Annotated in this window: 14 protein-coding genes; 11 read left to right on the top strand and 3 right to left on the bottom strand. The window is 62.3% G+C overall.

The features are described from left to right. Window positions 1–103 precede the first annotated feature (103 nt). Both AB0P14_RS00445 and AB0P14_RS00440 read left to right on the top strand, forming a co-directional pair. Window positions 104–2,344, top strand: a complete 2,241-nt coding sequence (locus AB0P14_RS00445) for a polyribonucleotide nucleotidyltransferase (RefSeq protein WP_363838087.1) — start codon at window positions 104–106, stop codon at window positions 2,342–2,344. Between the two features lie 3 nt (window positions 2,345–2,347). Next, window positions 2,348–3,706, top strand: coding sequence for a pitrilysin family protein (locus tag AB0P14_RS00440; RefSeq protein ID WP_363836489.1), 1,359 nt, complete (start codon window positions 2,348–2,350; stop codon window positions 3,704–3,706). Window positions 3,707–3,898: 192 nt separating this feature from the next. Here AB0P14_RS00440 and AB0P14_RS00435 read toward each other — a convergent pair whose 3' ends face one another. Genes AB0P14_RS00435 through AB0P14_RS00425 form a run of 3 tightly spaced genes read right to left on the bottom strand, consistent with a single transcriptional unit; the run spans window position 3,899 to window position 5,908 of the window. Further along, the gene (locus AB0P14_RS00435; RefSeq protein ID WP_363836487.1) at window positions 3,899–4,180 is read right to left on the bottom strand and encodes a MoaD/ThiS family protein; all 282 of its coding nucleotides are present in this window, start codon (window positions 4,178–4,180) and stop codon (window positions 3,899–3,901) included. Window positions 4,181–4,182: 2 nt separating this feature from the next. After that, entirely contained in the window at window positions 4,183–5,298 is a 1,116-nt protein-coding gene (moaA, locus tag AB0P14_RS00430) for a GTP 3',8-cyclase MoaA (protein ID WP_363836486.1), read from the bottom strand. Between the two features lie 58 nt (window positions 5,299–5,356). After that, window positions 5,357–5,908: a hypothetical protein gene (locus AB0P14_RS00425; protein ID WP_363836484.1), complete on the bottom strand. Its 552-nt coding sequence runs from the start codon at window positions 5,906–5,908 to the stop codon at window positions 5,357–5,359. 265 nt (window positions 5,909–6,173) lie between these two features. Here AB0P14_RS00425 and glp point away from each other — a divergent pair, with 265 nt between their 5' ends. The 9 genes from glp to AB0P14_RS00380 all read left to right on the top strand — a co-directional run bounded on the left by glp (window position 6,174) and on the right by AB0P14_RS00380 (window position 13,845). Continuing rightward, complete coding sequence (glp, locus tag AB0P14_RS00420) at window positions 6,174–7,529, top strand: gephyrin-like molybdotransferase Glp (protein WP_363836483.1); 1,356 nt, start codon at window positions 6,174–6,176, stop codon at window positions 7,527–7,529. After that, window positions 7,517–8,086, top strand: a complete 570-nt coding sequence (gene moaC / locus AB0P14_RS00415; RefSeq protein WP_363836481.1) for a cyclic pyranopterin monophosphate synthase MoaC — start codon at window positions 7,517–7,519, stop codon at window positions 8,084–8,086. Before glp ends, moaC begins: the two co-directional genes overlap by 13 nt. Next, a complete protein-coding gene (locus AB0P14_RS00410; RefSeq protein WP_363836479.1) occupies window positions 8,083–8,583 on the top strand; it encodes a MogA/MoaB family molybdenum cofactor biosynthesis protein in 501 nt (166 codons plus the stop codon). Before moaC ends, AB0P14_RS00410 begins: the two co-directional genes overlap by 4 nt. Continuing rightward, a complete protein-coding gene (locus AB0P14_RS00405; RefSeq protein WP_363836477.1) occupies window positions 8,573–9,091 on the top strand; it encodes a molybdenum cofactor biosynthesis protein MoaE in 519 nt (172 codons plus the stop codon). The genes AB0P14_RS00410 and AB0P14_RS00405 overlap by 11 nt, the downstream gene beginning before the upstream one ends. 10 nt (window positions 9,092–9,101) lie before the next feature. Continuing rightward, window positions 9,102–9,860 (top strand): 4-hydroxy-tetrahydrodipicolinate reductase, encoded by a 759-nt coding sequence (gene dapB, locus AB0P14_RS00400; RefSeq protein WP_363836475.1) that lies wholly within the window; start codon window positions 9,102–9,104, stop codon window positions 9,858–9,860. Between the two features lie 4 nt (window positions 9,861–9,864). Then, complete coding sequence (locus AB0P14_RS00395) at window positions 9,865–10,353, top strand: hypothetical protein (RefSeq protein ID WP_363836473.1); 489 nt, start codon at window positions 9,865–9,867, stop codon at window positions 10,351–10,353. A 3-nt stretch (window positions 10,354–10,356) separates the two neighbouring features. Next, window positions 10,357–11,148 carry an alpha/beta hydrolase gene (locus AB0P14_RS00390; protein WP_363836471.1) on the top strand — a complete coding sequence of 264 codons (792 nt, stop codon included), beginning with the start codon at window positions 10,357–10,359 and terminating at the stop codon, window positions 11,146–11,148. Window positions 11,149–11,245: 97 nt separating this feature from the next. Next, window positions 11,246–12,151 (top strand): 4-hydroxy-tetrahydrodipicolinate synthase, encoded by a 906-nt coding sequence (gene dapA / locus AB0P14_RS00385; RefSeq protein WP_363836469.1) that lies wholly within the window; start codon window positions 11,246–11,248, stop codon window positions 12,149–12,151. A 2-nt stretch (window positions 12,152–12,153) separates the two neighbouring features. Beyond that, window positions 12,154–13,845, top strand: a complete 1,692-nt coding sequence (locus AB0P14_RS00380) for a ribonuclease J (protein ID WP_363836467.1) — start codon at window positions 12,154–12,156, stop codon at window positions 13,843–13,845. Window positions 13,846–13,865: the final 20 nt, after the last annotated feature.

The following is a 13,865-nucleotide window of genomic DNA, read 5'->3' as shown; positions in this document are numbered from 1 at the left end:
AGAGCCACAGCAGTATCCGGTGGTGTCCTGGGAAGAACGCGGCACTGTTCCTTGGCAGGGGTTCATTAGGATCATCTACGAAGGAAATGGAGGTGACTCTCATATGGAGGGTCCCGAGATTCAGTATTCAGAAGCCGTCATTGACAACGGCCGTTATGGCAAGCGAGTTATCCGCTTCGAAACCGGACGCCTTGCCCAGCAGGCAGCAGGTGCTGCCATGGTTTACATTGACGAAGACACCGTTCTGCTGTCGGCCACCACGGCCGGCAAGCACCCGCGCGAAGGCTTTGACTTCTTCCCGCTGACAGTTGATGTGGAAGAGCGTATGTATGCTGCTGGCCGCATCCCGGGCAGCTTCTTCCGCCGCGAAGGCCGCCCCTCGACGGAAGCCATCTTGGCTTGCCGTTTGATGGACCGCCCGCTGCGCCCGGCATTCGTCAAGGGTCTGCGCAACGAAGTACAGATCGTTGTGACCGTCCTGGCCATCAACCCCGACGTGCTCTACGACGTGGTAGCTATCAACGCTTCCTCCATGTCCACCCAGCTCTCCGGCTTGCCGTTCTCCGGCCCGATTGGTGGCGTCCGCGTTGCTCTGATCGACGACGGCCAGGGCCCCCAGTGGGTTGCCTTCCCGAAGCACTCCGAGCTGGAAAACGCCGTGTTCAACATGGTTGTTGCCGGCCGCATTGCCGGTGACGACGTTGCCATCATGATGGTGGAAGCTGAAGCAACCGACAACTCCTGGAAGCTCATCAAAGAACAGGGCCACCAGGCTCCTACCGAAGAGATCGTTTCCGAGGGCCTCGAGGCTGCCAAACCGTTCATCAAGGCACTGTGTGAGGCTCAGGCTGATTTGGCTGCTCGCGCCGCCAAGCCTACGGTTGAATTCCCGATCTTCCTGGACTTCCAGGACGACGTGTACGACGCCGTTGAGAAGGCTGCCGCTACCAAGCTCGCAGCCGTGTTCTCGATCGCCGACAAGCAGGAGCGCGACAACGCCTCTGACGCTTTGAAGGACGAGACCGTTGCTGCCTTGGCTGGCAACTTCGAAGGCCGCGAGAAGGAACTCTCCGCAGCTTTCCGCGCCGTCACCAAGCACGTCATCCGCCAGCGCATCCTCACCGAGCAGGTTCGCATCGACGGCCGTGGCCTGACGGACATCCGCCAGCTCACCGCCGAGGTTGAGGTCCTGCCTCGCGTACACGGTTCGGCTATCTTCGAACGCGGCGAGACCCAGATCCTGGGTGTCACCACGTTGAACATGCTCAAGATGGAACAGCAGATTGACTCGCTGAGCCCGGTAACGCGCAAGCGCTACATGCACAACTACAACTTCCCGCCGTACTCCACCGGTGAAACCGGCCGCGTGGGTTCGCCCAAGCGCCGCGAAATCGGTCACGGTGCCCTGGCTGAACGCGCCATCATGCCCGTTCTGCCAACGCGTGAAGAGTTCCCTTACGCCATCCGCCAGGTCTCCGAGGCACTGAGCTCCAACGGCTCCACCTCCATGGGTTCCGTTTGCGCCTCGACCCTGTCGCTGCTCAACGCCGGTGTTCCCTTGAAGGCGCCTGTTGCAGGTATCGCCATGGGCTTGGTTTCCGACCAGGTTGACGGCCAGACCCGCTACGCAGCCTTGACCGATATCCTCGGCGCCGAAGATGCTTTCGGCGACATGGACTTCAAGGTTGCCGGTACCTCCGAGTTCGTCACAGCTATCCAGCTGGACACCAAGCTCGACGGTATCCCGGCCTCCGTTTTGGCTGCTGCCCTGAAGCAGGCACGCGAAGCACGCCTGCATATCCTCAGCGTTCTGACCAGCGCCATTGACGTTCCGGATGAGCTCTCCGAGTTCGCTCCCCGCGTCATTGCGGTCAAGATCCCCGTGGATAAGATCGGCGAGGTCATTGGGCCCAAGGGCAAGATGATCAACCAGATCCAGGAAGACACCGGCGCCGACATCTCCATTGAAGATGACGGCACCGTGTACATCGGTGCAACGAACGGCCCGTCAGCTGACGCCGCTCGTTCAGCGATCAACGCCATCGCCAACCCTCAGGTTCCTGAAATTGGCGAGCGTTACCTGGGCACAGTTGTTAAGACCACCACGTTCGGTGCGTTCATTTCGCTCACACCGGGCAAGGATGGTCTGTTGCACATCTCCGAGCTCCGCAAGCTGGCCGATGGCAAGCGCGTGGACAACGTTGATGACGTAGTTTCCGTTGGCCAGAAGATCCAGGTGGAAATCACCAAGATCGATGACCGCGGCAAGCTCTCACTCTCACCGGTTGTTGCCGGCGACGAGGACGCCGCTGAAGAAGCAGCTACCGAAGGTGCTGCTGAATAATTCATGGCGATCACCCTTTTGCCGCTTCTTAGCGCTGCTGACGGCCACAATGGCAGTGACTCCACCGTAATTTCCGGACAGCTCGGCGGCGCCGTTGTGCGCCGCTCGGTCCTGCCCGGTGGTGTGCGGGTCCTGACTGAGTCCATGCCCGGACAGCGCAGTGCGACAATCGGGTTCTGGGTTGGTGTTGGCTCTCGGGATGAAACCGAGGGCCAACACGGCTCAACCCATTTCCTTGAACACCTGCTGTTCAAGGGCACCAAGCGCCGGACCGCGCTGGAAATTGCGTCCGCTTTCGACGAGGTGGGCGGAGAGTCCAACGCTGCCACCGCCAAGGAAAGCACCTGCTACTACGCACGTGTACTTGATACTGATTTACCCATGGCCATTGATGTCATAGCCGATATGGTCACCTCTGCCGTGATTGATCCGGCAGAGCTCGAGCAAGAGCGCGACGTCATCTTGGAGGAAATCGCCATGGATGGCGATGACCCCATGGATGTTGCGCACGAAAAATTTGTTGCCGCAGTGCTGGGCGAGCATGCACTGGGCCGTCCCATCGGAGGTACCCCGGAGGCCATCAAGGCTGTTCCGCGGGCTTCGGTGTGGGACCACTACCAAAAGCATTACCGCCCCGAGACGCTGGTCATCACAGCGGCTGGCGGGCTGGACCACGACACCGTGTGTGCGTTGGTGCTGGATGCGTTGCGCACCGCTGGCTGGTCTCTGGATGCGGGAGTGGTCCCCGTGCCACGGCGCTCCAGCGATCCCGTTTCAGTTTCCGGCACAGCCGGTCTGCACGTGATAAACCGCCAGGTTGAACAGGCCAACATCATCCTGGGCTGCCCGTCCCTGCGTGCCACGGATCCGCGCCGCTTCGTTATGAGCGTCCTGAACTCTATTCTTGGCGGCGGCATGTCTTCACGGCTGTTCCAAGAAATTCGGGAAAAGCGCGGCCTGGTCTACTCCACATACTCCTTCGCCTCCTCCTACGCCGACACCGGCTATTTTGGCATGTATGCCGGCTGCGCCCCCGCCAAGGTGGGACAGGTCATCGGACTGCTGGAAGCCGAGCTGGAGAAGCTGGCCGAACATGGTGTCTCCGACGAAGAACTGAAGAAGGCCCTAGGTCAGCTCTCCGGCGGCATTGTGCTCGCCCTCGAGGACAGCGGATCACGCATGTCCCGTCTGGGTCGAGCCGAGCTCGTCACGGGCGAATACCTAGACATCGACGAATCTCTAGCCCGCATCCGTGAAGTTACCGCCGCTGAAGTTCAGGACCTGGCCCGCGAGTTGGCCGCTGCGCCCCGCACCATGACAGTGGTGGGCCCCTTCGAGGAAACTGAGACCTTCGGCCTCTGATTTTTGTCTCCGCGCAAAAATGCCGCCGTTCCTGTCTCTTGGCTCCTAGCGCTGGCGGGTCCGCCCTCGTGAGTGCTGGCCGACCCACTGAACCTGCGCACCGTTAAGACGTAATGGCACGCAACTCTTGGAGTTGAGCGCCATTACGTCTTAACGGTGCGCAGCTTCAAAGTCCGGATGGCCCCGTCGCGTCTATCCGCCGGCGAAAGGCGGGAGCACATCGACGACGTCGCCCGGGGACAGTGCCAAACTCAGGTCTCGGGTGGAGACCTCGTTCAGCAGGAAGCTGCAGCGGGTCAGGATTTCGGCCAGCGGGGGAGTATGGTTGGAGGCCGACACCGGGAAGCTCGCCACGAGCAGCTCGGACAAGTCAGCCAATGTGAACGGCGCGGTGCCTGCCAATGTAGCTAGGTCTACGCGCTGTTCCTCGACACCTGTGGCTGCTGCGGCTGCGGCAAAGAATCGTATGTGCATGCTCATCCTCCAATAGCACTCATGCTGCGGTCCGGCTGGACAAAGTCTGCATCTCCCAGACCCGGGTGTCCCATGCCGTGAGCTTTTGGCTTCGCCCACATGGCATCCTGCCAGCGGGCGGTGACGGCATCGTCGTCGTTCTTGGAATCACCAGCGCGCAGCAGCTCCAGCAGATCAACTTCGGTCCGGGAGAACAAGCAGCTCATGACCTTGCCCTCGGCCGTGATGCGGGTGCGGCGGCAGTCGGCGCAGAACGGTTCGGTGACCGAGGCGATGATGCCCACGGTGCCCAGCAACTGCGTTGACCCGGGGCGGCGGACCTCGAAGCGTTCAGCAGGTGCACCGTCTCGGGCACGCGGATCTGGTGTCAGTTCAAAGTCGGTGGCGATCAGGGTGCGGATTTCGGCGGCGGTGATCATGCCATCGCGCGTCCAACCGTGATCGGCGTCGAGAGGCATTTGTTCGATGAAACGCAGTTCGTAGCCGCGCTCAAGGGACCATTGCAGTAACTCCGCGGCGGTGGTGTCATTGATTCCGCGCAACAGTACGGCGTTGATCTTAATGGGTTTCAGCCCTGCTGCCGCAGCCGCCTCGATGCCGGCCTTGACCTGGTCAAGGAACGGGCGGCGGGTCAGCTGCAGGAAAGCATCGTGGCGAAGGGTGTCCATGGAGACGTTGAGCCGCGTCAGCCCGGCGTCGGCCAGTGCCTGTGCTTTCTTGGCTAGGCCTACGCCGTTGGTGGTTAGCGAGATGGGTAAGTCAGGGTGGTTCTCTCGCAGCGCTGCAATGATCTGTACCAGATCGGCCCGCACTAGCGGCTCGCCGCCGGTCAACCGCAGCTCGCGCACACCGAGCCGGTTCACGCCCAGACCTACGAGGCGAACGATTTCCTCGGCCGTCAGCAGCTTGTCTTTTTTGAGCCATTCCAGGCCGGCTTCAGGCATGCAGTACGTGCAGCGCAAATTGCATTTGTCCGTGAGGGACAAGCGCATGTCCGTGGCCACGCGGCCGAATTGGTCTAACAGGCCCGTTTCGGTGCCGCCGGGGCGGGGCACACCAAGTCCGGGCGAAACGGGGCGAAGTTCCGGCATGCCCAGTGCCACAGCTTTGGTATCCATTCCTTAACGCTACGCCATTATTGGGTTTTCGGGGCTTACGCCGTTACGGCCAGCCATGTCAGCTTCGTAAACCTGAGGAAAGGTGTGCTCCGCCGTGTCTGGCAGCCTGGCCGAGGGCCAGCTCGACGAATGACTTGGAGACCTCGATATTGCGCAAGATCTTGTCTTTACGCCGGCCGTCAGGAAGGGCCATCGCGGCAGCAATGTCCTCGCGGCGCCACGGCAGAACTTTGCGGTTTCCCCCGGCAGCACGCCATTGGCGGCACCACTTTGGTCCTAGGCACGCTGGCCACCAAGCGATGGAGAGCATCAAAGGTGCCATGGCAGTCCAAAAAGGTACGGTCCACATCAACACCCTCGCCTCTTCCATGTTCAGCGCCTCAAAGACCAAGGAAGGCATCACGGTGAGGAGTACCAGAGCAGAGCAAAGCAATGAGAAAGAGAAGTACGTTGTTGGCCGATGCTTGAGTCTGGGGATGGCTGGAGGTGCCACCGTCCATGAACGCCAGTTGCCACGGAGCGCCATGCAGGCCGGGATGACCAAGGCAACAAGTACCACCGAGAGTAGCGGGACACCGATCAGGAGGGCGTCGTCGAGCAGCCAGCTCATGGATCCGGGCAACGGAGGCAAAGCAGACAAGGGGGCCAAAACCGCGAGCGCTTTCGGTCGGAGGGAAGGTTCAAGACTAACAAACGCTCTTGGCCAACAGCGCGTGGAAGCCACTTTGCCGCCAACACAGTGCCGCCAACACTGGGTCGCCAACACAGTGCAGGACATGGAAGGTGGCCTCGCATAGGCCTCGCATAGGCCTCGCATAGGACTCGCCTAGGATGGTGGAACAGCGGTGCCACACGGCGCCCGCCGAAAGGAAACCATGCGCAGAACCCTTGCTGAACACCAACGAGCCGTTGAGCAACTGCTGCGGGAGGCCTGGGAGCTCTTGCCACAGTCCGTGCTGGCTGGTGCCTCGCTTCTGGGCGAGGGCCCGGTGCCCAGCCCCGCCATAGAGTTACTGCCTGTAGGAGAGTCCCGGGGGCGAGTGTTGGCGAGCGAGCTGGTGGCGCCCCTGGACTTACCCCCTTTCCCTAATTCGCAGATGGATGGTTATGCCATCCAGGTCACTGACGCCATCGATGATCAGTCGAATACCGTTGATTTGGACAAATCAACCACATACTTGGTGGCGGAAACCATCGCCGCCGGTGCCGTGCCTGCCCGGCTGGAAGCTGGCTTCGCCGCACCCATCATGACCGGGGCCATGATGCCAGCGGGTGCCAATGCCGTGGTGCCGATTGAGAAGGCCCTGCCTGCACAGTTTGCCGCACCGTGGGAGAAAGTAGCCTTGCCGCCCACGGCTGTCGGAAGCTATGTCAGGGTGCAAGGCAGTGACATCCAGTCCGGAAGCACAGTCATAACTGCTGGAACGCTCCTTAACTCTGCGCACGTGGGCCTTGCTGCTGCTCTAGGTTTGACCGAACTGCCCGTACGCCGCAGGCTCAAGGCGCTGCTGATCAGTACCGGCGATGAAGTGTTGGCTCCAGGCGATCCCGCTGCCGCTGATGGGCTGCCCCTTGGGAAGATCTTTGACGCGAATCAGGCGATGCTCAAAGCCGCATTGGAGCAGGCCCAGGTTGAGGTTTTCCGTCCTGAGCGAGTCAGCGACGATCCTGCCAAGTTGTGGCAACTCATGGATGCCTCGACGCGGTCGACCGGGGACGACGGCGCAGCGGTGCCGGCCTATGATCTATTGATCACCGTGGGTGGCATCAGCGCAGGTGCCTTTGAAGTAGTCCGGCAAGCAATCGACCTTGCCGGAAGCAGTGCCGCAGTGGACTTTCTTTCTGTAGCCATGCAACCGGGAGGGCCTCAAGGGCTGGGAACAGTGAACGGCGTCCCGTTTATTGGGTTCCCCGGCAATCCTGTCAGTTCCTTCGTCTCCTTGGAGATGTACCTGCGGCCTGCACTCTCGGCAATCGTGGGAGTTCCGGCACCGCGCCAGCGCGTGGTCGCTGCGCTGGAAACCGCCATGAGTTCGCCAGCCGGAAAACACCAGCTCCGGCGCGGGATCTATTCGGGTCCCGAATATGAATCTTCCCCATCCGTGCGTCAAGTGGGCGGTGAATCATCACATTTGCTGGGGGCCCTAGCGAACGCCAACGCCCTGATTCATATCCCAGCAGGTGTCACTGAACTGCAGGCTGGCGCAAAAGTGGAAGTATGGCTGTTGTGACTACACCCGAAAATTCTTCCCTGACACACCTGACACACCTGCGCCAGGACGGCACCGCCGCCATGGTGGATGTCTCCGAGAAAGCAGTGACCACCCGCGAAGCAACTGCCACCGGAACCGTGAGCACCACGCCCGAGGTCATGGCTCTGTTGGGCGCTGGCGGACTGCCCAAGGGTGACGCTCTTGCCGTGGCCCGCGTTGCTGGCATCATGGCTGCCAAGAAAACACCGGATCTGATCGCGCTCTGCCATCCACTGCCCATCTCCAAAGTCACTGTCGATTTCGAGCTGGGGGACACTGCCGTCACGGTGCTGGCCACCGTGAAAACCCGTGGCGTAACAGGGGTGGAAATGGAGGCTCTGACAGCTGTGTCCGTGGCCGCACTCAACGTCTACGACATGATCAAGGCCGTGGACAAACATGCCGTCATCTCCGGCATCCAGGTTCTGGCCAAGAGTGGCGGAAAAAGCGGCAGCTGGGCTGTGGACGCAACAGCAGCAGACCCAGCAGCAGCCACATCCGAATCAGCGGCACCTTCACGAGGAGACCTAGCATGAGTGCCTGCGAACCCGGCACCTCACAGGGAACAGCCGCCGTGATCATTGCCTCCACCCGGGCAGCACTGGGCGCTTACGAAGACACCACCGGTCCGGTCATTGTCGACTGGCTGCGCGAACATGGCTTCGAGGCCATGGAACCCATTGTGGTGCCGGACGGTACCCCGGTAGGAGCGGCGCTGCGGGCCGTGCTCACGCAACATCCCGCCGTCGTGCTGACCAGCGGGGGGACAGGTCTGAGCGCAGACGATCTGACTCCGGAGATGACCCTGCCGCTGCTCGAGCGCGAGATTCCGGGCATCATGGAGGCCATGCGCGCCGCCGGACTGGCCAAGACGCCCATGGCGGCGCTGAGCCGGGGCCACGCCGGGATCGCCGGAACCACCTTGATTGTGAACTTGCCGGGATCGCCGTCGGGCGTCATGGACGGACTGGCCGTGCTGGATCCGATCATCGTGCATGTGTGCGATCAGATAGCGGGCCGTCATGGACACTAACGTGCAGATCGTGGCCGCGCTGCTCAGCGCCGAACCCATCTCGGTGGACGCCGCTATCGCCGCCGTCGAATCCGACACCGCAGGCGCCGTGGTCAGCTTCAGCGGCGTGGTGCGAAACCACGACGGCGGAGCATCCGTTGAGCGCTTGAGCTACACAGCCCATCCACTCGCCAAAAAAGTGCTCGGTGAGGTGGTGGCCTCCCTGATCGAGGCCGTCAGCGACCCCGACGGGCACCCCGTCCGCATTTGGGTGGCACACCGCGTGGGACCGCTGGAGATCGGCGAACCCGCCTTGGTGTGCGCCGTAGCGTCTTCGCACCGCGCCGAAGCCTTCGAGCTGTGCTCGGCATTGGTGGAGCGGATCAAGGCTGAGGTGCCCATTTGGAAGGAACAGTTCTTCAGCGACGGTTCGGTGGAATGGGTCGGCGCCGGGAAGGTCCCCGGCGAAGGCGACCCGGGAGAAAACACGGAGCCAGGCGCGGATCAGGGCTCCGGCAAAAACCAGTAGGCTTAAAGCTATGAGTGAAATGCTGAAGGTGGCCGTGCTCGGCGCCAAGGGACGAATGGGAACGGCTGCCGTTGCGGCCATCGACGCCGCACCGGATATGGAATTGGTAGCGGCGTTGGGTCGGTCCGATTCCCTAGACGTGCTGTTGGAACGCGGTGCGCAGCTGATAGTTGACCTAACGGTGCCCGATTCCACCGAGGCGAATGTGCACTTTGCCGTTGCGCACGGCATCCACGCCGTGGTCGGCACTACCGGTTGGGACGCCACCAGGCTCGCAGCGTTGGAATCCCTGCTGACGCAGCACCCGGAAACCGGCGTGCTGATCGCCCCCAACTTTGCGCTGGGCTCTGTGCTGGCCAGCTACTTTGCCGCCAAGGCCGCCAAGTACTTTGACTCGGTGGAGATCATTGAATTGCACCACCCCCGCAAGGTCGACGCGCCCTCGGGCACGGCGTTGCGCACGGCCCAGCTGATCGCCGCCGCCCGCCGCGAGGCCGGCGTTCCGGGCGCCCCTGACGCCACTGAAACCGAGCTCGACGGCGCTCGTGGCGCCTCGGTGGATGGCGTGCCCGTGCACAGCGTCCGCCTCGCCGGCTTGGTGGCCCACCAGGAAGTGCTCTTCGGCAGCCACGGTGAGGGCCTGACCATTCGTCACGATTCCTACAACCACGAATCGTTCATGCCCGGCGTGCTGCTCGGTGTCCGCACCGTGGGCACCCGCCCCGGACTCACCGTAGGCCTTGACGGCTACCTAGACCTCGAAGGCTAGGACCATGGCAGAGACAACGAATTCCAGCGCGAAGGCACCGAAAATGAAAATTTCCAAGACCAAGATCTGGGTGGCATTGATCGCCCTGCTGCTGGTGTTTTACATGGTGGTCATGCTCCAGCGCGCCGTCCTGCTGCTGGGTGACTCCGACTGGGTCGCCAAGCTGATGGGTGCCGCCTACCTGGTCATCCCGTTCGTGGCAGCCTGGGCGCTGATCGCCGAGATTATGTTTGGCGCCCGCACCGAGAAGATGGCCGGCATTTTGGAAGCCGAAGGTGGCTTGCCCGAGGACAATCTGCCCAGGTCACCCGGTGGCCGGATTGACCGGGCCGCCGCTGACGCGGAGTTCGGCAAGTACAAGCTCGAGGCCGAGGCTGCGCCGGAGGACTGGCGCTCTTGGTTCCGGCTGTCCTGCGCCTACGATGCCGCCGGTGACCGCAAGCGCGCCCGCAAATCCATGCGTGACGCCATCGCACTGTTCAAACAGGCTTAAGCCGTGCCTATTGCGCATAACCCGCACGACGGCGTCGAACTCGCCTTTGACGTGGTGGGGGAGGGCACACCCCTGCTGCTGGTCCACGGAAGCGCGCTGAGCAAGGCTATTTGGCGCGGATTCGGCTACACCAAGGCGTTCCGCGATCAGTACCAGGTCATCACCATGGACCTGCGTGGGCACGGCCGCAGCGCCAAACCGGCCACGCCGGACGCGTACCGCATGGAAACTCTGGTGGCGGACGCCCTCGCGGTCCTGGACGCCGTTGGCGCGCAACAGGCCCATTACGGCGGCTACTCGGTGGGTGCGCGCATGGCCTTTTCGCTGGCCGTCACGGCCCCGGAACGGCTGCGCTCCGTCACCTCGCTGGGCGGCAGCTACCAGATTGAGACCGGCAGTATTGGGCGGCTGTTCTTTCCCGAGTACGACGGCGCTCTCGCCTCGGGCGGCATGCCCGCCTTTGTTGAGGGTTGGGAAGCGCGGATCGGGCGCCCGCTGGATGCCCAGACCAAGGCTGCCTTCCTGGCCAACGACGCCGCGGCCCTGCGTGCCTACTTCGCTCAGACACAGGCTGACGCTGCAGTTCCCGAGGACGCCCTGGCGGCCATCACCACCCCGGCTTTGCTGATGGCCGGAACCGCGGACACCGGACGGTTTGCCGATTCGCAACGTGCTGCCAGCCTGATGGCCCAGGCCCGCTTCGTGGAACTGCCCGGCCGCAATCACGGCAACACTCTTTTTCCAGCGCAAGCCGTGCTTGATGAATGGTTGCCGTTCCTAGAATCCCTGCGCTAGGAATAACAGGTTTAGCGGTGCCGGCGGCGACGTCGTGTTGCCTGCGTTGGTGGACGCCGTTGCGTGAAAACAGCAAGTAGCGGGTAACGTTTTAGCTATGTCTGCCTCAAAGATTTCACTTCGCCCGTTTGGAACCTTGGTGCCCGCGATGGTCACCCCTTTCACCGTCGATGGTGAAGTGGATTATCAAGCAGCCGGGGAACTGGCCAACAAGCTCGTGGACGACGGCTGCGACGGCATCCTGGTCACCGGCACAACAGGTGAAACCTCCACCCTGACCGATGAAGAAAACCTTGGCATGTTCCAGGCCGTCATCGACGCCGTGGGCGGGCGCGCCCGCGTGATCGCCGGCACCGGAACCAATGACACCCGCCACTCGATCAGCCTGTCCCAGCGCGCGGCCAAGCTGGACATCGACGGACTGCTCTTGGTGACCCCGTACTACAACAAGCCCAGCCAAGCCGGCATTCAAGCCCACTTTGAAGCCATTGCCAGCTCCACCGATCTTCCCGTGATGCTCTACGACATCCCCGGCCGCGCCGGTGTCCCCATCACCACCGAAACCATCATCAAGCTGGCCGATCACCCACAGATCACTGCCCTGAAGGACGCCAAGGCAGACTTCACCGAAACCAGCCGGGTCCTGGCCAACACGGACCTCGATGTGTACTCGGGCGACGACGGACTGACGCTGCCGCTCATGGCTGCTGGCGCCGTCGGACTTGTCAGTGTGAGTGCCCACGTGGCGCCCCAGCAGTTCCGCGCGCTCATTGATGCTGCCGCCGCAGGGGACTTTGTCACGGCACGCGCCATTCACTTCGCGCTGGATCCGGTTATCCGGGCCACCATGGGCCATGTTCAGGGCGCCGTGGCCGTCAAACAAATTCTTAAGTGGCAGGGAATCCTGTCCAACTCGGTTGTCCGTCTGCCCCTCCTGGAGCCAGGCGTTGCCGAGATCGCACTGATCAAGGCTGACCTTGCGGAAGCTGGAATGGAACTCTAAACATGACCCAAATTGCTGAGCCGGGCCTGCGGACCCCGCCGGAATTAGCTCCGGGGACCCTGCGGATTGTGCCGCTGGGCGGCATCGGCGAGATCGGCCGGAACATGACCGTCTTTGAGATGGACGGCAAGCTGCTCATCGTTGACTGCGGTGTGCTCTTCCCCGAAGAGGACCAGCCCGGCGTCGATGTCATTCTGCCGGACTTCTCCTACATCAAGGACCGGCTCGACGATGTAGTGGGCGTGGTTCTCACGCACGGCCACGAAGACCACATTGGTGCCGTCCCGTACCTTTTGCGTCTGCGCAATGACATTCCCCTGATCGGCTCGCAGCTGACGCTGGCGTTTGTTGAGGCGAAGCTCATGGAGCACCGCATCAAGCCGTACACGCTGACCGTCAAGGAAGAACAGGTGGAACAGCTCGGCCCGTTCCAGTGCGAGTTCATTGCCGTCAACCACTCCATTCCGGACGCGCTGGCCGTCTTCATCCGCACGGCGGGCGGCTCCGTGCTGCACACCGGCGACTTCAAGATGGACCAGCTGCCGCTCGATGGCCGCATCACCGACCTGCGCCACTTTGCCCGGCTGGGCGAAGAAGGCGTGGATTTGTTCCTCGTGGACTCCACCAACGCCGACGTGCCCGGCTTCACCACCAGTGAGGCAGAGATTGGGCCCACCTTGGAGGCCTTGTTCGGCAAAGCTGACAAGCGCATCATCGTGGCCAGTTTCTCCTCCCACGTACACCGCGTGCAACAGGTCCTCAACGCCGCTGTCCTGCACGGGCGCAAGGTAGCTTTTGTGGGCCGCTCCATGGTCCGCAATATGGGCATTGCCGAAAAGCTGGGCTACCTGCACGTGCCGGCCGATGTTGTGGTGGACCTGAAGAACGTGGACAACTTGCCCGATAACCAGGTGGTGCTGATGTCCACCGGTTCACAGGGTGAGCCCATGGCCGCATTGTCCCGCATGGCGAACGGGGACCACAAGGTTTCCGTGGGCCACGGCGACACCGTCATCCTGGCGTCATCACTGATCCCGGGCAACGAAAATGCCGTGTTCCGGATCATCAACGGCCTGCTCAAGCGCGGCGCCGACGTGATCCACAAGGGCACCGCCAAGGTGCACGTCTCGGGCCACGCCGCTGCCGGTGAGCTGCTGTACTGCTACAACATTCTGACGCCGAAGAACGTCATGCCGGTGCACGGAGAAACCCGCCACCTGATCGCCAACGCCAAGATCGCCATCTCCTCCGGCGTGCCGGCCGAAAACGTACTGCTCACCGAAGACGGCTCCGTGATCGATTTGCGGGACGGCGTGGCCCAGATTGTGGGCCAGGTGGAATGCGGCTTTGTCTATGTGGATGGCCACAGCGTTGGCGAGATCACCGATGCCGATCTGAAGGACCGCCGCGTCCTGGGCGATGAAGGCTTCATCTCCATCATCACCGTGGTCAACCGCGCCACCGGCAAGATTGTCTCCGGCCCGGACATCCACGCCCGTGGTGTTGCCGAGGACGATTCCGTCTTTGACGAGATCAAGCCCAAGATCGCCGCAGCGTTGGAAGAAGCCGTTATGGCCAGCACCGATCACACCGCGCATCAGCTCCAGCAAGTGGTTCGTCGCGTGATTGGCACCTGGGTCAATCGGAAGTTGCGCCGCCGCCCCATGATCATCCCGGTGGTCCTGGAGGCTTAGCCTGGAATGTGCCTCAGTGG

The sequence above is a fragment of the Specibacter sp. NPDC078709 genome (assembly GCF_040686795.1).
In the GTDB taxonomy this organism is placed as follows: Bacteria; Actinomycetota; Actinomycetes; order Actinomycetales; family Micrococcaceae; genus Specibacter.
The sequence above is the reverse complement of the archived record's forward strand: the minus strand, read 5'-3'. Positions and strand labels throughout refer to the sequence as shown.